Origin of the sequence: Oceanibaculum pacificum (assembly GCF_001618175.1) — a bacterium.
Classification (GTDB): Bacteria; Pseudomonadota; Alphaproteobacteria; order Oceanibaculales; family Oceanibaculaceae; genus Oceanibaculum; species Oceanibaculum pacificum.
The window spans coordinates 1-22,597 of sequence record NZ_LPXN01000099.1; the positions used below are offsets into that span (position 1 = coordinate 1).

Sequence of the window (22,597 nt, forward strand, 5' to 3'; positions counted from 1 at the left end):
CCCTGGATTGCCGGGTCAAGCCCGGCAATGACAGGTGTGGGTGAAACGCCTCTCCTACCCCACCAACTCCCCCTTTCGATACCCTTGCAAATACAGCAGGGCCGTAAGGTCCGCGTAATCCAGCCGGAAGCGCGCTTCTGCGGCGACGATGGGTTTGGCGCGGAAGGCGACGCCGAGGCCGGCGGCTTTCAGCATGGCGAGGTCGTTGGCGCCGTCGCCCACCGTCACCGCCGCGTCGGGGGTGATGCCGAGGTCGGCGGAGAGTTCGGTCAAGGCCTGCAGCTTGGCGTCGCGGTCCAGGATCGGCTCGCCCACCGTGCCGGTCAGCGCGCCGTTTTCGATATTCAGCACATTGGCGCGGTCGAGGTGGAAGCCGCAGCGCTCGCGCACCCGGCCGGTGAACCAGGTGAAGCCACCGGAGACCAGCGCGGTGTGCGCGCCGTTCGCGCGCATGGTCTGCACCAGGGTGCGCGCACCCGGCGTCAGCTCCACGCCTTCATAGGTCTTGTCCAGCGCGTCGGCGGATAGGCCCTTCAGCATGGCGACGCGCTCGCGCAGCGCGGTGGCGAAATCGATCTCGCCATTCATCGAGCGCGCGGTGATGGCGGCGATCTTCTCCTTCAGGCCGGCATAGGCGGCCAGCTCGTCCAGCGTCTCGCTGGTGACGATGGTGGAATCCATGTCGGCGAGCAGCAGCTTCTTGCGCCGGCCCTGGGCGGGCTGCACGCCGAGATCGACCGGCGCGCCGTTCAGCTGCGCGCGGATCGCGGCCTCCGCCTCGGCCGGCTGGACGCCGTCGAAGCCGATATCGGCCGCCTCGCCGGGGGCCAGCCAGTCGGCCGGGGCCGGCTTGGCCCCGGCGGCGCGGAGGGCTGAAGCGGCGGCCTCCATCATGCTATCGTCCAGCGCCGGACGGGACGGGTTCGCGATCAGGGTCAGTACGAAAGACATGGGTTTCCTCGAAATGGGCACGCCGGTATCCAGCCTTCCGTTATCTAGCCCCCGGGACGACGCAGGAAAAGGGAAGAAGCGATGACGAAAGGTACCGGGGCTACCGTCGCGCGCCCGGCAAGGCCGGTGATCGTGATCGCCGGCCCCACCGCCAGCGGCAAATCCGGCCTGGCCGTTGCCATCGCGCGCGCCTTCCGGGGCGTCGTGATCAACGCCGATTCGATGCAAATCTACCGCGATCTGTGCCTGCTCACCGCGCGGCCCTCGGAAGCCGAGGAGGCGCAGGCGCCGCACCGTCTCTATGGCGTGCTGGACGGGGCGGAGGCCTGTTCGGCCGGGCGTTGGCGGGATTTGGCGCTGGCCGAGATCGACGCCGCCCACGCAGCCGGCCTGCTGCCGGTGCTGTGCGGCGGCACCGGGCTGTATCTCGCCACGCTGATGCGCGGCATCGCCCCGGTGCCCGCCGTGCCGGAATCGGCGCGGGAGGAGGCGACGGCGCTGCTGCGGCGGCTGGGCAACGCAGCCTTCCATGCCGCGCTGGCGGCGCGCGACCCGGTGATGGCGGGCCGCCTGCATCCCGGCAACACGCAGCGGCTGATCCGCGCCTGGGAGGTGCTGGCGGCCACCGGCCGCTCGCTGGCCGACTGGCAGCGGGCCGCACCCGTCGGCGGGGCGGCGCATCTGGATTTCCAGTCCTTCACCCTGCTGCCGCCGCGGGACGCGCTGTACGCCGCCTGCGACGGGCGGCTCCGGCGCATGGTGGAGGCGGGCGCGCTGGATGAGGTGGCGGCGCTGATGGCGCGCGGGCTGGCCCCCGCCCTGCCGGTGATGAAGGCGCTGGGTGTGCGGGAGCTGGCTGCCTATCTGGCCGGCGCGGTCGATCTTGACGCGGCGATCGACGCCGCGCAGCGCGAGACGCGGCGCTACGCCAAGCGGCAGGTAACCTGGTTCCGTCACCAGATGCCGGAGTCGGAGATTTTCGAGACCGGAGTCGGGGCGCAATATTCGACAAGCCCACCCGATGAAATCTTTTCGAAAATTCGTCAATCTGGGTTGACCGATGCGATTTGACGGTCTAGCTTCCGCCCTCCCAAGCCCTGTTAGCATGGCTGGCAGGTTGCTTTTTGCCTTTCGCCAAGGACCCGAGGATCATTTCGATGTCGACGGACAACACGACCCTAGAAACCCAGGAGGATATGAGCGGCGCCGCGATGGTGCTGCGCGCCCTTGAGGATCAGGGCGTCGAGGTTATCTTCGGCTATCCGGGCGGCGCGGTGCTGCCGATCTATGACGAGATCTTCAAGAACAACCGCATCCGCCACATCCTGGTGCGCCACGAGCAGGCCGCCGTGCACGCGGCGGAAGGCTATGCCCGCTCCACCGGCAAGGTCGGCGTGGTGCTGGTCACCTCCGGTCCCGGCGCCACCAATGCGGTGACCGGTCTGACCGACGCGCTGATGGATTCCATCCCGGTGGTCTGCCTGACCGGCCAGGTGCCGACGCATCTGATCGGCAACGACGCCTTCCAGGAGGCCGACACCACCGGCATCACCCGGCCGTGCACCAAGCACAATTACCTGGTGAAGAACGTCAACGACATGTCGCGCACCCTGCACGAGGCGTTCTATGTCGCGGCCAACGGGCGTCCCGGCCCGGTGGTGGTCGATCTGCCGAAGGACATCCTGTTCGCCAAGGGCACTTACGGCAAGCCGGACGGCAAGCTGCACAAGAGCTATCGCCCGCAGGTGCAGGGCGACACGGTGAAGATCGAGGAGGCGCTGCGCCTGCTGGCCGGCGCAAAGAAGCCGATCATCTATGGCGGCGGCGGCATCATCAATTCCGGCCCGAAAGCGTCGGAGCTGCTGACCAAGTTCGTGCGGATGTCGGGCTATCCCTGCACGCTGACCCTGATGGGCCTGGGCGCGGTGCCGGCTTCCGACCCGCATTTCCTGGGCATGCTGGGTATGCACGGCACCTACGAGGCGAATCTCGCCATGTATAATGCCGATGTCATGTTGTGCGTCGGCGCGCGCTTCGACGACCGGGTGACCGGCAAGCTGACCGAATTCTCGCCGAATTCGAAGAAGATCCACATCGACATCGACCCCTCCTCGATCAACAAGAATGTCCGCGTCGACGTGCCGCTGGTCGGTGACGTGACGGCGGTGCTGGAGGAGATCGTCGGCCGCTGGGAGCGCGAGAAAATCTCGCCCGACGGCAAGGCGCTGGCCGCCTGGTGGAAGCAGATCGATAATTGGAAGAGCCGCGATTCGCTGAAATTCGGTCCGTCGATCCAGACCATCAAGCCGCAGCACGCCATCAAGCGGCTGTATGAGCTGACGCGCGAGCGCGACACCTACATCACCACCGAGGTCGGCCAGCATCAGATGTGGGCCGCCCAGCATTTCCATTTCGAGCAGCCGAACCGGTGGATGACCTCCGGCGGGCTCGGCACCATGGGTTATGGCCTGCCGGCCGCCATGGGCGTGCAGATCGCGCATCCGGGCGCGCTGGTGATCGACATTGCCGGCGAGGCGTCGATCATGATGAACATCCAGGAGATGTCCACGCTGGCGCAGTATAATCTGCCGGTGAAGGTGTTCATCCTGAACAATCAATGGATGGGCATGGTGCGCCAGTGGCAGGAGCTGCTGCATGGCGGCCGCTATTCGGAGAGCTATTCCGAGGCGCTGCCCGATTTCGTGAAGCTGGCGGAAGCCTTCCAGGCGGTCGGCCTGCGCGCCGAGCGCCCCGACCAGCTGGACGACGTGATCAAGGAGATGCTGGCGGTCGACCGCCCGGTCATCGCCGATATCTGCGTCGACCAGAAGGAGAATTGCTTCCCGATGATCCCGTCGGGCGCTGCGCATTACGAGATGCTGCTGGGGCCGGAGGATCACGCCGCGCAGCCCACCTCGGAAGAGGGGATGGTCCTCGTCTAAGGCGCGCCTCGGTCGCGCCGCCTCATCCCGTCTTGCCGCCCCGCGAATCCGCGCCGGGCGCCCCATCCTGGAGCCTTGTCTTGGAAGCCATCGAACGCCATACCATCGCCGTGCTGGTCGATAACGAGCCGGGCGTGCTCGCCCGCGTGATCGGCCTGTTCTCCGGGCGCGGCTACAATATCGAAAGCCTCACCGTCTCCGAGGTCGATTCGGTGCATGGCCTGTCGCGCATCACCGTGGTCACCAGCGGCACGCCGATGATCATCCAGCAGATCAAGGCGCAGCTCGACCGGCTGGTGCCGGTGCACAAGGTCGCGGATCTGACCGCCGAGGGCGCGCATGTCGAGCGCGAGCTGGCGCTGATCAAGGTCTGCAACACCGGCGAGGAGCGTATCGAGGCGCTGCGCATCGCCGATACTTTTCGCGCCCGTGTGCTCGACAGCACGCTCTCCAGCTTCACCTTCGAGCTGACCGGCACCGCCGGCAAGCTGGACGCCTTCATCAAGCTGATGGCGGCTTTGGGCGAGGTGGAGGTGTCGCGCACCGGCGTGGTCGCCATCGCCCGCGGCAGCGACGTCTCAATGCCGATGCTGCGGGACAAGGCGGACGGTCTTTAACATATCCGGCGGCGACGCCGATCCAACCCAACCAAAATCGAATAGGTAGAAGGAAGTTCAAGCCATGCGGGTCTATTACGATCGCGACGCCGATGTGAACCTGATCAAGGACAAGAAGATCGTCATCGTCGGTTACGGCAGCCAGGGCCATGCCCACGCCAACAATCTGAAGGACAGCGGCGTGAAGAACGTCGTCGTCGCCCTGCGTGCCGGCTCCGCCACGGCGAAGAAGGCGGAGGCCGCCGGCTTCAAGGTGCAGACCCCGACCGAGGCGGTGAAGGATGCCGACGTGGTCATGATGCTGACCCCGGACGAGCTGCAGGCCGACATCTACAATGCCGAGCTGGCGCCGAACATGAAGAAGGGCGCGGCGATCTGCTTCGCGCACGGCCTGAACATCCATTTCAATCTGATCGAGGCGCGTTCCGACCTCGACGTGTTCATGATCGCGCCGAAGGGCCCGGGCCACACCGTGCGTTCGGAATATCAGCGCGGCGGCGGCGTGCCCTGCCTGGTCGCCATCGACAAGAACAATTCCGGTAACGCGCTGGAGATCGCGCTGTCCTACGCCTGCGCCATCGGCGGCGGCCGCGCCGGCATCATCGAGACCACCTTCAAGGAAGAGTGCGAGACCGATCTGTTCGGCGAGCAGGTCGTGCTCTGCGGCGGCCTGGTCGAGCTGATCCGCGCCGGCTTTGAGACGCTGGTGGAAGCCGGCTATGCGCCGGAGATGGCCTATTTCGAGTGTCTGCACGAGGTGAAGCTGATCGTCGACCTGATCTATGAGGGCGGCATCGCGAACATGAATTACTCGATCTCCAACACGGCCGAATATGGCGAATACGTCACTGGCCCGCGCATCATCACCGCCGAGACCAAGGCCGAGATGAAGCGCGTGCTGAACGACATCCAGTCGGGCATCTTCACCCGCAACTGGATGCTGGAGAACAAGGTCAACCAGACCTCCTTCAAGGCGACCCGCGCCAAGGCCGCCGCCCATCCGATCGAGGAAGTGGGCGAGAAGCTGCGCGCGATGATGCCGTGGATCGGCCAGAACCGCCTGGTCGACAAGACCAAGAACTGATCCCGCCTTCCAGGCGAGACGGCAAAGGCCCGGGAGCGATCCCGGGCCTTTCTCTTTTACCGGTCGGGCGTTGTTCCCATATTGGGAACCTGATAGAGTTGTGAGATGCGGATCATCGCGCTCAAAACCTTACGCCTGCATTGGCAACGGCATGGGCGCGGCGACAGCGAACAGCCGCTTCGGGCCTGGTATGGAATGGCGGCCGAGGCTGACTGGGCGACGCCGGCGGATGTAAAGACGGTCATCGGCAATGCCAGCGTGATCGGCGACAATCGGATCGTTTTCAACATTGCCGGAAACAAGTATCGGCTGATCGTGAAGTTCAACTACGCCTATCGCATCGGCTATGTACGTTTCGTCGGCACCCATGCGGAATATGATGCCATCGATGCAGAGAAGATTTAGTGAGGCGCGCATGTTCAAGCCCATCACGCCCATTCGAAACGAAACTGACTACGAGGCGACCCTTGCAGAGATTGAGGGGTTGATGGATGCCGCCTACGGCACCGAGGAGGGCGATCGGCTCGATGTTCTGACCACGCTGGTGGAAGCTTATGAGGCCAGGCATCATCGCGTCGATGCGCCGGATGCGGTCGAGGCCATCCGCTATCACATGGAGGCAAAGGGCTTGCAGCAGAGCGATCTGGCGCAGCTGGTCGGCTCCAAATCGCGGGCCTCGGAGATCCTCAATCGACGGCGGGCGCTCACCTTGCGCCAGGCCTGGATGCTGCATCGTAATTGGGGGCTTTCGGCGGGCAGTCTGATGAAGCCCTACGCCCTGGCCGTGCCTGCCGCCGCCCATAAAACCGTTGCGCGGGGCCGGTCTCCATCGTAGAGAATGAAGAGCGACGCGCCCCTTGTCGGCGCGACCGAGGAAAGGACCGCCAAGCCCGTGTCTCGTCCTGGCAATGAACGGATTGTCCGCCGGCCCCGAAAGGGCGCTGTGGCCATGCCCGCTCGCCAGACCGATATGCGCCCGTTTTTTGGCCTTTCCCTGCTGCTGGGTCTGATCCTCGGCCTCGCCGGGCTGCTTCGAATTATCGGCCCCTGAGCATTACTGCTGCATCGGTGCGACAGGTGTTCAGGGGATCAATCGAAGCACGCCATCCGGTCGATAAGAGGAATTGAACCATGAATGCCGCCACCGACACCAACCGCATCGTCATCTTCGACACCACCTTGCGCGACGGCGAGCAATCGCCCGGCGCGTCGATGAATCTGGAAGAGAAGCTGCAGATCGCCGCCTTGCTGGAAGAGATGGGCGTCGACGTCATCGAGGCCGGCTTCCCGATTGCCTCCAACGGCGATTTCGAGGCCGTGAACGAGGTCGCCAAGCGGGCCAAGACCGCGATCATCGCCGGCCTGGCGCGCGCCGGGCAGAAGGATATCGACCGCGCCGCCGAGGCGTTGAAGCCGGCCGCGCGGCCGCGCATCCACACCTTCATCTCCACCAGCCCGCTGCACATGAAATACAAGCTTCGGCAGGAACCGGACCAGGTGCACCAGGCGGTGGTCGACAGCGTTGCCTATGCGCGCCGCTTCACCGACGATGTGGAGTGGAGCTGCGAGGATGGCAGCCGCACCGAGCATGATTTCCTGTGCCGCTGCGTGGAAAGCGCCATCAAGGCCGGTGCGCGCACCATCAATGTGCCCGATACGGTCGGCTACACCGTGCCGGACGAATATGCCGCGCTGATCGAGATGCTGCTGAACCGGGTGCCGAACATCGACAAGGCGATCCTGTCGGTGCATTGCCACAACGATCTGGGCCTGGCTGTGGCCAATTCGCTGGCTGCCGTGAAGGCCGGCGCGCGCCAGGTGGAATGCACGATCAACGGGCTGGGCGAGCGGGCCGGCAACGCGGCGCTGGAAGAGATCGTCATGGCGCTGCGCACGCGCAACGATTCCATGCCGTTCCAGACCGGCATCGACACCACGATGATCACCCGCGCCTCCAAGCTGGTCTCCACCATCACCGGTTTCGCGGTGCAGCCGAACAAGGCCATCGTCGGCGCCAACGCCTTCGCGCATGAAAGCGGCATCCATCAGGACGGCATGCTGAAGAACGCGCAGACCTACGAGATCATGACGCCGGAATCGGTCGGGCTGAACAAGTCCAACATCGTCATGGGCAAGCATTCCGGCCGCAACGCCTTCCGCACCAAGCTTGCGGAGCTGGGCTTCGAGCTGGGCGACAACGCCCTGAACGACGCCTTCACCCGCTTCAAGGATCTGGCGGACAAGAAGAAGACCCTGTTCGACGAGGATATCGTTGCGCTGGTTGACGATGCGGTCGGCAAGCATAACGACCATATCCGCTTCGTCTCGCTGCAGGTCGCCTGTGGCTCCAAGGGGCCGCAGACGGCGGCGCTGGAGCTGACGGTGGATGGCGCGCCGCTGGCCGCCACCCAGCAGGGCAACGGGCCGGTCGATGCCGCCTTCAACGCCATCCAGGCGCTGTGCCCGCACGAAGCCAAGCTGCAGCTCTACCAGGTGCATGCCGTGACCGAGGGCACCGACGCCCAGGCCAAGGTGACGGTGCGGCTGGAAGAGAAGGGAAAAACAGTCAACGGACAGGGCGCGGACAGCGATACCATCGTTGCCTCCGTTAAGGCGTATATACATGCGCTGAATAAATTGCTGACGAAGCGCGAGAAGAAGGCGCCGGAGGCGCTTTCGGCTTGATCGACAGGCACGCATCGCGGCATTTAGAAGAGACCGGCGGGCGCGGGCCCGCCGGTTCCGTATCAATCCTCGATGTGAGAAAAGATAGTACCCATGTTCGCTAACCTCCTCGGCATGCTGTCCGCCGATATGGCGATCGACCTCGGCACCGCGAATACGCTGGTATATGTCAAGGGTCGCGGCATCGTCCTGAACGAGCCGTCGGTGGTCGCCATCGCCAATGTCCGCGGCAAGAAGCAGGTTCTGGCCGTCGGCGAGGAGGCGAAGCAGATGCTGGGACGAACGCCCGGCAACATCCAGGCGATCCGGCCGCTGCGCGATGGCGTGATCGCGGATTTCGAGATCGCCGAGGAAATGATCAAGCATTTCATCCGCAAGGTGCATAACCGGCGCAGCTTCGCCAGCCCGCAGGTCATCGTCTGCGTGCCGTCGGGCTCCACCGCCGTCGAGCGCCGCGCCATCCAGGAATCGGCCGAGAGCGCCGGCGCGCGCCGGGTGTTCCTGATCGAGGAGCCGATGGCGGCCGCCATCGGCGCCGGCCTGCCGGTGACCGAGCCGACCGGCTCCATGGTCGTCGATATTGGCGGCGGCACCACCGAGGTGGCCGTGCTGTCGCTGGGCGGCATCGTCTATTCCCGCTCCGTGCGCGTCGGCGGCGACAAGATGGACGAGGCGATCATCGCCTATATCCGCCGCCATCATAATCTGCTGGTCGGCGAAGGCTCGGCCGAGCGGATCAAGAAAGAAATCGGCTCCGCCTGCCCGCCGGAAGACGGCGAGGGCAAGACGATGGAGATCAAGGGCCGCGACTTGATGAATGGCGTGCCAAAGGAACTGGTGATCAGTCAGCGCCAGATCGCCGAGAGCCTGGCCGAGCCGGTCTCCGCCATCATCGAGGCGGTGAAGGTGGCGCTGGAGCATACCGCGCCCGAACTGGCGGCCGATATCGTCGACAAGGGCATCGTGCTCACCGGCGGCGGCGGCCTGCTGAACAATCTCGACCTGGTGCTGCGCCACTCGACGGGGCTGCCGGTCTCCATCGCCGACGACCCGCTGACCTGCGTGGCGCTCGGCACCGGCCGCTGCCTTGAAGAGATGAAGACGTTGAAGAGCGTGCTGATCGGGTCCTATTAATCAGTTTTCATTTGCGTTATACAGTATAGCGGTCTCGATAGCCGAGGACTCGCGGGGGTCGAAGTGGCACGCCGATCCGGTTCGTTTAGCAGTATTACTGAACCGTTCAGAAGTTTCTGGCACCGATTCGCCTATGGCCTGCTCATCCTGGGCGCTTTCGCGCTGATGGTGCTGGGCAAGGCGGATGTGGTGCTGGTCGAGCGCGCCCGCATCGCCATCGCCGACGCCACCACGCCGATCCTGACCTTCCTGTCGCATCCCGCCGCCACCGTGTCGGACTTGCTGCAGCAGGGCCGCGAGCTGCGCGATCTGCGGGCGGAGAATGCCCGGCTGCGCGAGCAGAACGAACGGCTGATGCAATGGCAGGTGGTCGCCCGCCGGCTGGAGGCCGAGAACCGCACGCTGCGCTCCCTCACCGATTTCACGCCCGAACCGGCGGCCACCTTCGTGACCGGCCGGGTTATCGGCGATAGCGGCGGCCCCTTTGTGCGCAGCGTGCTGATCAATGCCGGGACGCGCCAGGCGGTCGCCAAGGGCCAGGCGGCGATGACCGGCCAGGGGCTGGCCGGCCGCGTCGCGGAGGTGGGCTACCAGCATGCCCGCGTGCTGCTGCTGACCGACCTGAACTCCCGCATTCCGGTGGTGATCGAAAGCTCGCGCGACCGGGCGATCCTGGCCGGCGATAATTCCGACCGGCCGCGGCTGCTCTATCTCGACGGCAACGCCAAGATTTCGCCGGGCGACCGGGTGGTGACGTCCGGCCATGCTGGCGCTTTCCCGCCGGGCCTGCCGGTGGGCGTGGTGATCTCGGTCAGCGACCATGATATCCGGGTGAAGCCTTTCGTCGAATGGCACAAGCTGGAATATCTCCGGCTGGTGAATTTCGGCATACGCGACGCTGCCGAGTCGGATCCGGGATTGCGGATACCGGCTCCATGAAAATGACCGTCGCCCAACGGCTCGACGTTTGGGCGCGACGTTCCCTCCCGGTCGTACTGACGGTGATGCTGGCCTTTATCGGCGCGGTGCCGACCGGCCTGCCTTATCTCGGCAGCATCGTGCCGGCCTATACGACGATGGCGGTGTTCTACTGGGCGGTCTACCGGCCCGACCTGTTTCCCGCCGGCGCGGTGTTCCTGATCGGCGTGCTGGAGGATGCGATCACCGGCACCCCGCTGGGGGTGGGCACGGTGTGCCTGCTGTTCGTCTATGGCCTGGCGCTGGGCCAGCGCCGGGCCTTTCTGAAACGGCCCTTCTTCATCGCTTGGATCGGCTTCGCCGTGCTGGCGGCGCTGGCCACCCTGCTGGCCTGGTTGATGATTTCGGTGTTGAGCAGTAGCTTCGTGGAGGCGCGGGCGGCGCTGTTCCAGTATCTGCTGACGGTTGCGCTGTTCCCCTGCCTGGCGATGCTGTTCGTCGCCATCCACCGCCATTTGATCCGCTGAGCTGCCGATGTTGAAGGATCGCGATCAGGAACGACAGAGGGTGTTCACCCGGCGCGCGCTGCTGCTGGGCGGGGCGCAACTCGGCATGGTCGGGGCGCTGCTGGGGCGGCTGTATTATCTGCAGGTGGTCGAGGCCGACCGCTATACGGTGCTGGCCGAGGATAACCGCATCAATATCCGCCTGCTGCCGCCGCCGCGCGGCGAGATCGTCGACCGGTTCGGCGTGCCCTTGGCGATCAACGAGAAGAATTACCGGGTCGTCGTGGTGCGCGAGCAGGCGCGCGACGTGCCGGCGACGCTAGAGCGTCTGGGCCGGCTGATCGACCTGCCGGAACGCGAGATGCGCCGCGTGCTGCGCGAGATGAAGCGCAAGCGCGCCTTCGTGCCGATCACCGTGCGCGAGAATCTGACCTGGGAGGATGTGAGCCGCGTCGAGGTCAACGCCCCCGACCTGCCGGGCGTCGCCATCGAAGTCGGCCTCAGCCGCTTCTACCCCTATGGCGAGACGCTGGCGCATGTGCTGGGCTATGTCGCCGCCGTCTCGGAATCCGAGCTGACCGGCGATCCGCTGCTGGAGCTGCCGGATTTCCGCATCGGCAAGAACGGCGTCGAGCGGGTCTATGATGAGTATCTGCGCGGCAAGGCGGGCACCAGCCAGGTCGAGGTGAACGCGCTGGGCCGGGTGATCCGCGAATTATCGCGCGACGAGGGCACGCCGGGCCGGCGCATCGAAATCACCATCGATACGGAATTGCAGCGCTTCGCCATGGAGCGGCTGGGCGCGGAGAGTGCGGCGGCGGTCATCCTGGACGTCCATAATGGCGACGTTCTGGCGCTGGCCTCCACCCCAGGCTTCGACCCGAACGCCTTCAATCGAGGCCTGACGCCGAAGGAGTGGGAGGAGCTGATCTCCAACGAGCGCGGCCCGCTGAACAACAAGGCCATCTCCGGCCAATACGCGCCGGGCTCCACCTTCAAGATGGTGGTCGCCTTGGCGGCGCTGGAGGCCGGCGTCATTACGCCCAAGCAGCGCGTCTTCTGCCCCGGCCATATGGAGTTGGGGGACACCCGCTTCCATTGCTGGAAGAAGGGCGGTCACGGCCATATGGACATGCATGACGGGCTGAAGCATTCCTGCGACGTGTATTTCTACGAGATCGCCAAGCGTCTCGGCATCGACCGGGTGGCGGCCATGGCCGAGCGCCTGGGGCTGGGCAAGGTGCTGGGGTTCGACCTGCCGGGCGAACGCGGCGGCATCATCCCCAGCCGGGCCTGGAAACAGGGGCGGATGGGCAAGTCCTGGCACCAGGGCGAGACGCTGATCGCCGGCATCGGCCAGGGCTATGTGCTGACCACGCCCTTGCAGTTGGCGGTGATGACCGCGCGGCTGGTGAATGGCGGCATCGCCGTCAATCCGCATCTGATCCGCCGGCAGCCGGGCGACGGGCTGGGCGTGCCGGGCGCCAATCTGGTGCCGGAGCTGGGCTTCCCCTCGATGGGGATCTCGGCCGAGCATCTGCGCATCGTGCGTGAGGGCATGTCGGCGGTGATGAACGAGCCGGGCGGCACGGCCTATCGCGCCCGCATAGCCGAGGCCGGCATGGAGATGGGCGGCAAGACCGGCACCGCCCAGGTGCGCCGGATTTCGATGGCCGAGCGCTTGGCGGGCGTGAAGAAGAACGAGGATCTGCCCTGGAAATATCGCGACCACGCGCTGTTCGTCGGCTATGCGCCGGTCGATCAGCCGCGCTATTGCTGCGCCATTATCGTCGAGCATGGCGGCGGCGGTTCGGCCGTGGCGGCGCCGATCGCCCGCGATTTGCTGATCGAGACGCAAAAGCGCGACCCGATGCGCGGCCGCCCCATCGCCGGCTTGCCGCGTCAGGAAGGATGAGGCCATGAGCTTCGGCGCCTTCTCCAACCGCGAAATGACCCTGGGGCAGAAGCTGCTGCAGCTGAACTGGATGCTGATCATCCTGCTGGCGGTGGTCTGCTCGATCGGCTTTGCCATGCTCTATTCGGCGGCGAATGGCAATTGGGAGCCCTGGGCCGTGCGCCAGATGGTCCGTTTCAGCGGCGCGCTGGTGTTGATGCTGGTCATCGCGATGGTGGATGTACGCTTCTGGATGCGCTGGTCCTATGCGATCTACCTGGTGGCGCTGGCGCTGCTGGTGGTGGTGGAGGTGGCCGGCGATATCGGCATGGGCGCGCAGCGCTGGATCGATTTCGGCATCATTCAAATCCAGCCCTCGGAAATCATGAAGGTGGCGCTGATCCTGGCGCTGGCGCGTTATTTCCATGGCGTCGGCCATGAGGAGACCGGCCGGCCGATGATGGTGCTGATGCCGGTGCTGATGATCGCCGCGCCGGCGTTGCTGGTGCTCAAGCAGCCCGACCTCGGCACGGCGGGCATGCTGATCATGGCCGGCACGGCGCTGCTGTTCCTGGCCGGGGTGCGGCTCTGGAAATTCCTGCTGGTCGGCGGCATCGGGCTGGCCTGCTTTCCCATTGCCTGGGGCATGCTGCGCGAATATCAGCGCCAGAGGGTGCTGACCTTCCTCAACCCGGAGAACGATCCGCTGGGCGCCGGCTATCACATCATGCAGTCGCAGATCGCGCTCGGCTCCGGCGGTCTGTTCGGCAAGGGGTTCCTGCAAGGCACCCAGAGCCATCTGCAATTCCTGCCGGAAAAGCAGACCGACTTCATTTTCACCATGCTGGCGGAGGAATTCGGCATGGTCGGCGCCTCGGGCCTTATCGGCCTGTATGTGCTGATCGTGATCTATGGCTTCGCCATCGCGCTGCGCGCCCGCAGCCAGTTCGCCCGGCTGCTGGGCCTGGGGCTGACGGTGAATTTCTTCCTGTATTTCTGCATCAACATCGCCATGGTCACCGGGCTGATGCCGGTGGTCGGCATCCCGCTGCCGTTGATCTCCTACGGCGGCACGGCGATGCTGACGCTGATGATGAGCTTTGGCCTGCTGATGGGCGTCTATATCCACCGCGACCTGCGCATCGGCCGGGGCGGCCTCGACGAGGATTGACGGGACGAGGATGGAGAGGCGGCCGGGGGCGGGTTTTAGCTCGACAAGCCCCAACCGCTTTGCTATATCGCACGCCTCCTTACGGGATGCGGGCCTCAAGGCTCCCGATCCCGCCCCGGGGGGCGCATAGCTCAGTTGGTAGAGCAGCTGACTCTTAATCAGCGGGTCGTAGGTTCGAGTCCTACTGCGCCCACCATTCAGAACAAGGGGTTAGGCCGGATCGGTCTGACCCCTTTTCGATTCAGGATCGAAATAGGTAACAAAGGACGCTTCCGGCCAAGCGCAGGATTGGGCGCGCGCGGAGAGACCGGCATGGAAAACCCCGCCAATTATGGCAGGGTAGGGAAACGTGACGGCCTACGGGGGCAGGATGAGCCTAGTCCATAATGAGAGGATCAAACTGTCCGCAACATGGCTGAATGGCTTATCCATCGCCATATTCGCTGTGGGCGGTTTCGCGCCCTTGCTAACCAGGCTCTATGACGGCAGGACGCTCGACAAATCATTGTTGGGAATCAGCGTCAGTTGTTTCCTGGCCGCTTTCGGCATACATCTTATAGCGCGTGCCGTTTTACGGAGGCTGAAACCATGACGCTGGAAACATTGGCGCTGTTGCTCATGCCTGCCGCCGGCCTGTTGATGGCCGTCATCATGCTTTACATCGTGAAGCGGGATAGCGATCAGGAGGACAAGCCCCGGCCCGGCGTGCGCTAATTCCGAATAGACTGCCCGCGGGTCCTTTCCCGCGCTGTGCAGTCTCTTATAAGCGCGTGGCAGGCTCGCATCCTCCTTTTTTTCAGTCGATGCCGGTGCCGAACAGCCGCCATCTGGTCGTCTCGTAATCGGCTTCCGGGTCGAAATAATCGGTCGGCAGTTGCAGGCCGCGCGCGGTCAGGCCGCCCAGGGCGTTCAGCAGGGCGAATTCATTCACCGTGGCGTTGCGCTGCTGGATGACCAGATTGACCTGGGCATCCAGCAGTTCCTGCTGGGCGTCGAGCAGGTCGAGCAGCGGGCGGCGGCCGATATCGACCTCGCGCTGGACGCTGGCCAGCGCCTGTTCGGCGGCGGCGACCTGCTGGCGATAGGCCTCGACGCTGGCCCGTGCAGTGTCCAGATCCTGCCAGGCGCGCACCACCTGTTCCTCCACCTTGCGGGTCAGCGAGATGGTTTCGATCTGTCGTTGGTTGGCCAGCTTCTTGGCCTCGCGCACGCGGGAATATTCCGCCCCGGACTGGTATAGAGGCACGGTCACCTGCAGTTGGGCGCTGGCGGATTCGCCGCGCGTGTCGGGCGTGGCGACGCGGTAATCGTCGCGCCGCAACTCGCCCACCAGATCGACCGAGGGCAGCAGCGCGCCAAGCCGGGCGCGCACCTGGTTGCGGGCCACGCGCTCCGCCAGATCGGCGGCGACCAGGGTGGGGTTCTCGCGCAGCGCGATCACCACCGCATCCTCGATCTGCCCGGGCAGGCCGCCCAGCGGTCCGGGCGCCTGCAGCGCGGCCGGGGCATTGCCGACGATCTGCCGGTAGGTGGCGCGCGTGCTGTCCAGCGTGCCCTGGGCGGCGATCAGCGCGGCGCGGGCCTGCGCCAGCCGGGTCTGCGCCTGCGACAGGTCGGCCTGCGTCATGTCGCCGACGCGGAACATCGCCTCGGTCGCCCGCAGCCTTTCCTCCAGCACGCGGATATTGCTGCGGTTCAGCTCGACGATGGCGGCGTTCTGGATGACGTCCATATAGATGCTGGCGGCATTCAGCAGCACCTGTTGCTCGGTGTTCAGCAGCAGGGCGCGTTGGCGCCGGATGGTATTTTCCGCCTGTGCCAGATTGGCCGACAAGGCGCCCCCGCGATACAGGCCCTGGCGATATTGCAGCGCCTCGCTGACGGTGCGCTGGTCGCTGGCGCCCAGCCGGTCGCCCTCCCGGCTGGTATCGTCGAGGGTGCCTTGCACGGTCACCGTGGGCAGCCAGCCGGCGATGGCCTGCGGGCGCTGCTCGTTCACCACGCGCAGCTCCTCGCGCGCGGCCAGCAGGTCGGCATTGTTCTGGTAGGTGGCGACCAGCGCCTCGACCAGGCTTTCCGCCGCCGCCGGCAGCAGCGGCGGCAGGCAGAGGAGCGCGGCGGCCAGGGGAACGGCCAGCAGGCCGCGGAGCGGGCGGGTCAGCCTCCAGGGCGCGGTCATGGCTGTGCCGCCTCCTAGAGGATCTGCCGGCGGGCCAGATCGGCGAATTCGCCGTCCAGCGCCATCAGGCTGTTGAAATCGCCGCTTTCGATGATCCGGCCGTGGCGCATGACGAAGATGCGGTCGACATGCTCGATGGTGGAAAGCCGGTGGGCGACGACCAGCCGGGTCATGTTCATCTTCGCCAGGCTGTTATTGACGATGGCCTGGGTCTGATTGTCCAGCGCGGAGGTCGCCTCGTCGAGGATCAGGATGCGCGGCTTGTGCACCAGGGCGCGGGCGATCATCAGGCGCTGGCGTTGCCCGCCCGACAGGGTGCCCGCTCCGTCCGAGAGAACTGTGTGCATGCCCATCGGCATCTGCTCGATATCCTGGGCGAAGCCGGCCATGCGCGCGGCTTCCCACGCATCGTCGAGCGTCAGCGGCAGGCTGCCGACGATATTGTCGAAGATCGACCCGGCCATGATCCGGCCATTCTGCAACACCACGCCGATCTGCCGGCGCACCGCCATCATGTCGAGGCCGCTAAGGTCCTTGCCGTCGATATAGACACCGCCGGATTGCGGCTGCTCGAAGCCCAGCAGCAGGCGCACCAGCGTCGATTTGCCGGAGCCCGACGCGCCGACGAAGGCGACATAGCTGCCGCTCTCGATCGTCAGCGACACGTCGTTGATCACCGGCGGGGCGGAATCGTCGTAATGGAAGATGATGCGGCTGAATTCGATATCGCCGTCGATGGCGCCGGGATCGGCCTTGTCGGCGGAGATTTCCGGCAGCGTCTCCAGGATCGGCTTCACGCGCTCATAGAGCGGCACGACGGCCAGCATCGTATTGGCGATGCCCAGCAGCCCCATCATCGCCAGGCTGAACTGGCCGAAGGCAGCGTTGAAGGACAGGAAATCGCCGATGCCGAAGCCGCGGGACTGGCCGGCCACAGCGGGCTGGTCCAGCATCCAGATAATCGCGGCGAACAGGATCATCGCGGCGATGACCGGGAATATCTCCACCATCATTTGTTGCAGGGCGTTGAGATAGCGCAGCTTGTAGCCGAGCCGGTTCACATGGGTGAATTCCTCGCTCCAGCGGGCGAAGGCGCGCGGCTCGCTGCCCGATATGCGCAGCTTCGATATGCCGGTCAACAGCTGGAAGACCAGCCCGTCGAGGCGACCGCTGAGGCCGATCATCTTGCGCTGATAGGGAATCTGCACGATAAGCAGCGCCGTGGAGATTCCCAGCATCAGCAGCACCACGCCCATCGCCACCGCCGCCAGCTTCCAGCTGTACCAGAACAGCAGCGCCAGGCTGAACAGCGAGAAGATGGCGTTCAGCGTCGCCTGCATCACCGTGCCGGTCATGATCTCGCGGATCGCGTTGATGCCGTTCGCGCGGTCGGCCAGATCGCCGGAGGAATAGGCGCGGAAGAACGGGATGGGCAGCGCCAGCAGCCGATCCCAGACGGCGGTCTGGATGCTGGAATCCATCCGCGCCTGGATCCGCAACATGGCGAAGCTGCGGGTGACGGTGAAGGCCGCGGTGCCGAAGGCCGCCAGGATCAGGCCGGCGATGACCATCAGATGCATGTCAATATCGGCGCGCGGCACGATGCTGGAAAACAGATAACCGGTGGCGATCGGCGTCGCCAGCGCGACCAGCCCGGCCAGCATGCCCATCGCCGCCGTCATCTGGAATTCGCGCTTCAGCCCGCGCGCGCCGAAGCGCAGCAATTCGCCGAGAGTCAGCGCCTTGGCCGGAAACGGGCGGTACAGCACATAGGCTTCGCCGGACAGTTCCTCGGCGATGCCGGCGGTCACCGGTACGGTGCGGCCGGTCGCCGGGTCGGTCATCCGGTAGGCGGCTATGCCGTCCGGCAGCAGGGCGACCGGGTGCTTTTCCGGCCCCAGGAAGGCCAGCAGGGGGCCATTGTCGCGCCGGTACCAATTCTCCAGCAGCACGACCCGCCGCACGCGGATGTGCGAGTGTCGGGCGATGTCGGCCAGCGGCGTTTCCAGCCGGCGCTCGTCGCGTTGCCTCGGGGCGACGATCCTGATGCCGACGGCGTGGCCGACCAGCATCATCGCCTCCAGCAGCGCATTGCCGGAAAGGCCGGGGGCGCGGACCGCCGATTCGCCGCCCATCAGCACGCCGCCGATTTCGCTCAGCGCGTGCTGGAAAATCCCGCGATTGGCGCTGGCCTTGGCCTCCAGCCGTTCGCTTTCCACCGCCAGGTCGCGGCGGCGGATATCGCGCACGATATGCACGACCAGATGATGGAAGCGGTCCAGATTGTCCCACAACTCGCCCCGGAACAGCGCGGTCGGCGTATAGACGGAGGACAGCACGCATTGGCCCCGGCAGGTCAGACCCATATTCTTCGCCATCGGCAGCAAGGGGCCGTCCGGCCGCAGCACCAGCCCTTCATCGCCCAGGATCAGCGCCTCGCCCTGCTCGATGCGGGTCCAGATCACGTCGCCGCGCTGCGGCGCCAGCACCGCGCCATCGGCATGGGCGATGTCCGGCTCCGCCTCCAGCAGCGCGGTGGGGCGCGCACCGCTGCCGGGTGCTACGATCTCCGACAGCTGGGTCAGCCAGCGGTCGATCCAGTCGACCACGATGAGGTCGAAATCATCCTGCTCCAGGTCGCGGCGCGGCGCGCGGAACAGCTCGGTGCCCATGATCGCCACGGCCCGCAGGCCGATCCGCCGGTCGGTGCCGTCGGGCGCCGCCAGATCGTCCTCGATCGGCGGCATGCCGAAGATCAGCTCCCCCGCCTCGATCCGCATCAGATGCCGGCCGGTGCCGGCCACGGCGCCATCCGACAGCGGCACGGCATAGATATCCACGCTGCCCTTCAGCACCAGCCAGACCAGGCCGGGATCGGTCGCCAGGAACGGGTTGTGATAGCCGACCGACAGCTTCACGCCGTCGATCTTGGCCAGCAGTTCGGCATCGAAACTGTCGTAGTTCAGCGCCGTGGGGTCGGCGGTCATCTCATGCCTCCCCCGAGCTGATCAGCCGGCGATAGGGGCCGTCGATCTCGACCATATCCTCGTGCCGGCCGCGTTGCGCGACCACGCCGCGCTCCAGCACGATGATCTCGTCGCAATCGCGGATCGTGCTGAGGCGATGCGCGACGATGAGGCAGGTGCAGCCACGCCGGCGCAGATTCTCGTCGATCTTCTTCTCCACGATGGGGTCGAGCGCGGAGGTCGCCTCGTCCAGGATCAGCACCGACGGGTTGTTGGCGAGCGCGCGGGCGATCTCCAACCGCTGGCGCTGGCCGCCGCTGAAATTGGCGCCGTTCTCCGCCACCGGCGATTCATAGCGCCCATGGCGGCTTTCGATGATGTCCAGAAGGTTGGCGTCGCGCAGCGCCTGGGTCACCATCTCCTCCGAGACGGTCGGATCCCACATGGCGATATTCTCGCGCACCGTGCCGGCGAACAGGAAGATTTCCTGGTCCACCGTCGATACCGAATTGGCGAAGTAGGCGTGCGGCATTTCAGACAGCGCGATGCCGTCATACAGCACCGCGCCGGACCAGGGTCGGTACAGGCCGCAGGCAATCCGCGCCACGGTCGATTTGCCGCTGCCCGATCCACCGATCAACGCCACCCGCTGGCCCGGCTCGATCACCAGGTTCAGCCCGTCGATCAACGGCTTGGCCGTGCGGTTATAGCCGAACACCAGATCGCGCAGCTCCACCCGCCCCGACAGTTTGGCCGGCAGCGGCCGGGCCGGCGTGGTGGTGGCGAACATCTTCTCGGTCTGGTCCAGCCGCTCCTCGCTGCGATATTTCAGCACGTCGTCGATGCGCGCCAGATCGCCCTTCACCGCCTGGATTTCGCCGCCCAGCCCGACCAGCGCCTCGATCGGCGCGGCGAAGCTGGCCAGCAGGCTCTGGAAGGCGACCAGCGCGCCAATGGTCAGCGCCCCCTCGATCACCCGGAAGCCGCCCACCGCCAGCACCAGCGCGGTCGACAAGGCGGCCAGCAGCACCGGCGCCACCGAGATCAGCGTGGTGGTCGAGGCCAGCGCCTGCTGGGCGTTCAGATACTTCGCCTGCAGGCCGGACCATTTGGCGAAGAAATCGCCTTCCGAACCGCTGGATTTCAGCGTTTCGATCAGTTGGATGCCGCTGATCGAGGCGGCGCCCAGCTTGCCCTGCTCGGTCACCAGGCGGCGGCTGCTATCCTCGCGATTGCGCGCGACGGCCCTCAGGGCGACGAAGTTCAGCAGGGCGAAGCCGACGCCGATAAGGGTGAGCACCACATCGTAGAACATCATCACGGCGGCGTAGAACACCAGCGTGACCAGGCCGATGACATTGGTGGCCAATTGCCCGGAGAGGATTTTCGCCACCCGCTCGTTGGCGGCCACCCGGCTGCTGATATCGCCGGCGAAACGCTGGGCGAAGAATTCGACCGGCAGGCGCAGCACATGCCAGAAGAATTGCGCCGAGGCGTTCAGCGCCAGCTTCATTTCCAGCCGGGCGAGGAAAATCTGCTGCATCCAGGTCAGCAGCGCGCGCAGGACCGCCGTGACCCCCATGCCGATCAGCAGGGGAGCCAGCCATCTTTCAGTGCCGCCGATCAGAACATCATCGACGAATATCTTGGAGAAGACCGGGATGACGAGTCCCGGCACCACCAGCAGCAGCGTCGCCAGCAGCACGAAGCTGAGGCCGACGCCGGAGCCGCCGAGGCGGCGCGCCAGCATCCCCCAGATCCCAGGCCGCTGGCCGCCGGTCTCGAACGCCGCGGTCTTCTGGAACGCCAGGCAGACGCCGGTGAAGGCCTGGTCGAATTCCTCCAGCGAGATCACGCGCGGGCCGCTGGCGGGATCGTTCAGCCAGACCTTTTTCGCCTTGTAGTCGATGCCCTCCAGAACCAGGAAATGATTGAAGTTCCAGAACAGGATCATCGGGAATGGCAGGTTGGCCACGCTGCCGGGCTCGCGCCGGTAGCCCTTCGCGGCCAGCCCCAGGCGGCGGGCGGCGCGCAGAATATTGGCCGCCTTGGAGCCGTCGCGCGAGACATCGCATTCCAGGCGCAGCACCTCCAGTGGCACCCAGCGCCCGTGATGGGCCAGGACCATCGCTAGGCTGGCGGCGCCGCATTCCGTCGCCTCCATCTGCAGGATGGTGGGCGTGCGGAACCGCTTGCCGCCCTTCGGCGCGTTGGCCCGCAGCGTCTCGGCGTCGCCCGGGCTCGGCGGCTGGAAAGGGTTTGTACCGCTCATCGCCTAGAAAAGACCGGTGAATTCGCGCAGCAGCGGCACCACCATGGTGATCGGCGCCTGCTCCGTCACGGTGATCTCGGCGCTGGCCAGCGTGCCCGCCGACAGCGCCAGCGCCGCCCCCTTGGCGGAAGACCAGCGATAGCCGCTGGTGGTATCGGGATCGGGGGCCAGCGTGATGCGCGCCACATAGGGCGGCCCGCCCTGGGAGAAGCTGCGCGCCAGCTCGTCATTCTGCAGCAGGGCGCGCATGCCGTCCAAGGTGGCCGGGAAGTCCGACACCGAGGCGACGGTGCCGTAGATCGTGCCGAACTCCTCGCGCTTCGCCGTGGCGGGGGAGATTTGCGCGGCCATGCCGGCCTCGATGCGCTTGCCTTGCTGCGGCGGGATATAGAGCACCAGATCGAGCGCCGCACCGCCCGACTGGAAGGTGAAGAGCGACTGGCCTTCCTGCACGAACTGGCCGGCGGTCGCCTTGATTTCCGTCACCACGCCGCTTTCCGGGGCCAGCACGGTGCGGGCGCGATCCAGGGAAACGCGGATCTGCGCGATGTCGCGCTCGGCCTCGGCTACCGAATCCTTGGCGGCGCGCACCCGGTTTTCCAGGCTGCTCAGCAAATCCAGCTCTTCGGCTTCCTGCTGGGCGATGGTGTTGCGCACCTCCGCGACTTCCTGGGCGGCGCGGTTATATTCGTCGCGCGTGCGGGCGACGATCTCGCGGGTCAGGATGCGCTCGCGCAGCAATTGCTCCTCGTCGCGCAGCCGCTGCTCCAGGAAGGTCAGGCGCTGCTGGCTGGCTTGCAGCCGGTCGCGCAGGGCGCGGCGGCGGCGCTCGAAATTCTCCTGCTTGATCTCGCGTTCCTGCGCCGCCAGCGTCTCCGCGCGGGCCAGCGCATCCTGGCGCTCCAGCAATACGGCGTGGGCATTTTGCAGCCGCTGTTCGGCATCGGTCTGGGTCAGCCGGGCGACGGTCTGGCCGGCGGCCACGGGGTCGCCGACCGCGACCAGTATCTCGCTCAGGCTGCCGGCCCCGGTGGATTGCACGCTGACGACGCGGCCGCCGCTGCTGATCAGGATGCCCTGCCCGTCGACCCGGGTGGGAATGCGGCCGAACACGCCCCACACAAGGGCCGCCAGCGCCATCACGATCAGCATGATCAGGGCCAGCCAGGCCTTCGGGGTGGTGACCGTCACCAGACGATCCAGTTGTTCCGGCGAGGACAGCCGCTCCAGCGCCGCCTTGCGGAAAACGTTACTGGACAATGGGTCGTTCCCCCTCGC

General features: G+C 65.9%; 18 protein-coding genes and 1 tRNA gene. 14 read left to right on the top strand and 5 right to left on the bottom strand.

Features of this window, described 5'->3' with window-relative positions; genetic code table 11:
* Positions 1-54: 54 nt before the first annotated feature.
* Complete coding sequence (serB, locus tag AUP43_RS08075; RefSeq protein WP_067554915.1) at positions 55-951, bottom strand: phosphoserine phosphatase SerB; 897 nt, start codon at positions 949-951, stop codon at positions 55-57.
* 81 nt (positions 952-1,032) lie between these two features.
* Between serB and miaA the strand changes: the two genes are divergently transcribed.
* The 14 genes from miaA (at position 1,033) to AUP43_RS19565 (ending at position 14,616) form a co-directional block, all read left to right on the top strand.
* Positions 1,033-2,022: a tRNA (adenosine(37)-N6)-dimethylallyltransferase MiaA gene (gene miaA / locus AUP43_RS08080; protein ID WP_067554920.1), complete on the top strand. Its 990-nt coding sequence runs from the start codon at positions 1,033-1,035 to the stop codon at positions 2,020-2,022.
* 86 nt (positions 2,023-2,108) lie between these two features.
* Complete coding sequence (locus tag AUP43_RS08085) at positions 2,109-3,893, top strand: acetolactate synthase 3 large subunit (RefSeq protein ID WP_232314932.1); 1,785 nt, start codon at positions 2,109-2,111, stop codon at positions 3,891-3,893.
* 80 nt (positions 3,894-3,973) lie between these two features.
* The gene (gene ilvN, locus AUP43_RS08090; RefSeq protein WP_067554926.1) at positions 3,974-4,510 is read left to right on the top strand and encodes an acetolactate synthase small subunit; all 537 of its coding nucleotides are present in this window, start codon (positions 3,974-3,976) and stop codon (positions 4,508-4,510) included.
* Between the two features lie 64 nt (positions 4,511-4,574).
* Positions 4,575-5,594, top strand: coding sequence for a ketol-acid reductoisomerase (gene ilvC, locus AUP43_RS08095; RefSeq protein ID WP_067554929.1), 1,020 nt, complete (start codon positions 4,575-4,577; stop codon positions 5,592-5,594).
* A 105-nt stretch (positions 5,595-5,699) separates the two neighbouring features.
* Positions 5,700-5,999 carry a type II toxin-antitoxin system HigB family toxin gene (locus tag AUP43_RS08100; protein ID WP_067554934.1) on the top strand — a complete coding sequence of 100 codons (300 nt, stop codon included), beginning with the start codon at positions 5,700-5,702 and terminating at the stop codon, positions 5,997-5,999.
* 10 nt (positions 6,000-6,009) lie between these two features.
* Complete coding sequence (locus tag AUP43_RS08105) at positions 6,010-6,429, top strand: helix-turn-helix domain-containing protein (RefSeq protein ID WP_067554937.1); 420 nt, start codon at positions 6,010-6,012, stop codon at positions 6,427-6,429.
* Between the two features lie 296 nt (positions 6,430-6,725).
* A complete protein-coding gene (locus AUP43_RS08110; RefSeq protein ID WP_067554940.1) occupies positions 6,726-8,279 on the top strand; it encodes a 2-isopropylmalate synthase in 1,554 nt (517 codons plus the stop codon).
* A gap of 93 nt (positions 8,280-8,372) precedes the next feature.
* Complete coding sequence (locus tag AUP43_RS08115; RefSeq protein ID WP_067554943.1) at positions 8,373-9,413, top strand: rod shape-determining protein; 1,041 nt, start codon at positions 8,373-8,375, stop codon at positions 9,411-9,413.
* A 63-nt stretch (positions 9,414-9,476) separates the two neighbouring features.
* Positions 9,477-10,352, top strand: coding sequence for a rod shape-determining protein MreC (mreC, locus tag AUP43_RS08120; protein WP_067554946.1), 876 nt, complete (start codon positions 9,477-9,479; stop codon positions 10,350-10,352).
* Positions 10,349-10,858, top strand: coding sequence for a rod shape-determining protein MreD (gene mreD / locus AUP43_RS08125; protein WP_067554950.1), 510 nt, complete (start codon positions 10,349-10,351; stop codon positions 10,856-10,858). Before mreC ends, mreD begins: the two co-directional genes overlap by 4 nt.
* Positions 10,859-10,865: 7 nt before the next feature.
* Positions 10,866-12,752: a penicillin-binding protein 2 gene (mrdA, locus tag AUP43_RS08130; RefSeq protein ID WP_067554953.1), complete on the top strand. Its 1,887-nt coding sequence runs from the start codon at positions 10,866-10,868 to the stop codon at positions 12,750-12,752.
* A 4-nt stretch (positions 12,753-12,756) separates the two neighbouring features.
* A complete protein-coding gene (rodA, locus tag AUP43_RS08135; protein ID WP_067554955.1) occupies positions 12,757-13,902 on the top strand; it encodes a rod shape-determining protein RodA in 1,146 nt (381 codons plus the stop codon).
* A gap of 120 nt (positions 13,903-14,022) precedes the next feature.
* Positions 14,023-14,098, top strand: a tRNA-Lys gene (locus AUP43_RS08140).
* 392 nt (positions 14,099-14,490) lie between these two features.
* Positions 14,491-14,616 carry a hypothetical protein gene (locus AUP43_RS19565; protein ID WP_269746871.1) on the top strand — a complete coding sequence of 42 codons (126 nt, stop codon included), beginning with the start codon at positions 14,491-14,493 and terminating at the stop codon, positions 14,614-14,616.
* An 82-nt stretch (positions 14,617-14,698) separates the two neighbouring features.
* On the opposite strand, the gene AUP43_RS08145 is transcribed toward AUP43_RS19565, so the two are convergent.
* From AUP43_RS08145 to AUP43_RS08160, 4 genes are read right to left on the bottom strand one after another with little or no spacing between them, the layout of a single operon-like run.
* On the bottom strand, positions 14,699-16,081 hold the full coding sequence (locus tag AUP43_RS08145) for a TolC family outer membrane protein (RefSeq protein WP_084462649.1): 1,383 nt from the start codon (positions 16,079-16,081) through the stop codon (positions 14,699-14,701).
* 14 nt (positions 16,082-16,095) lie between these two features.
* The gene (locus tag AUP43_RS08150; protein WP_067554958.1) at positions 16,096-19,068 is read right to left on the bottom strand and encodes an NHLP bacteriocin export ABC transporter permease/ATPase subunit; all 2,973 of its coding nucleotides are present in this window, start codon (positions 19,066-19,068) and stop codon (positions 16,096-16,098) included.
* 1 nt (position 19,069) lies between these two features.
* A complete protein-coding gene (locus AUP43_RS08155; protein ID WP_084462650.1) occupies positions 19,070-21,319 on the bottom strand; it encodes an NHLP family bacteriocin export ABC transporter peptidase/permease/ATPase subunit in 2,250 nt (749 codons plus the stop codon).
* Between the two features lie 3 nt (positions 21,320-21,322).
* Positions 21,323-22,579 (bottom strand): NHLP bacteriocin system secretion protein, encoded by a 1,257-nt coding sequence (locus AUP43_RS08160; protein ID WP_067554961.1) that lies wholly within the window; start codon positions 22,577-22,579, stop codon positions 21,323-21,325.
* Positions 22,580-22,597 lie beyond the last annotated feature (18 nt).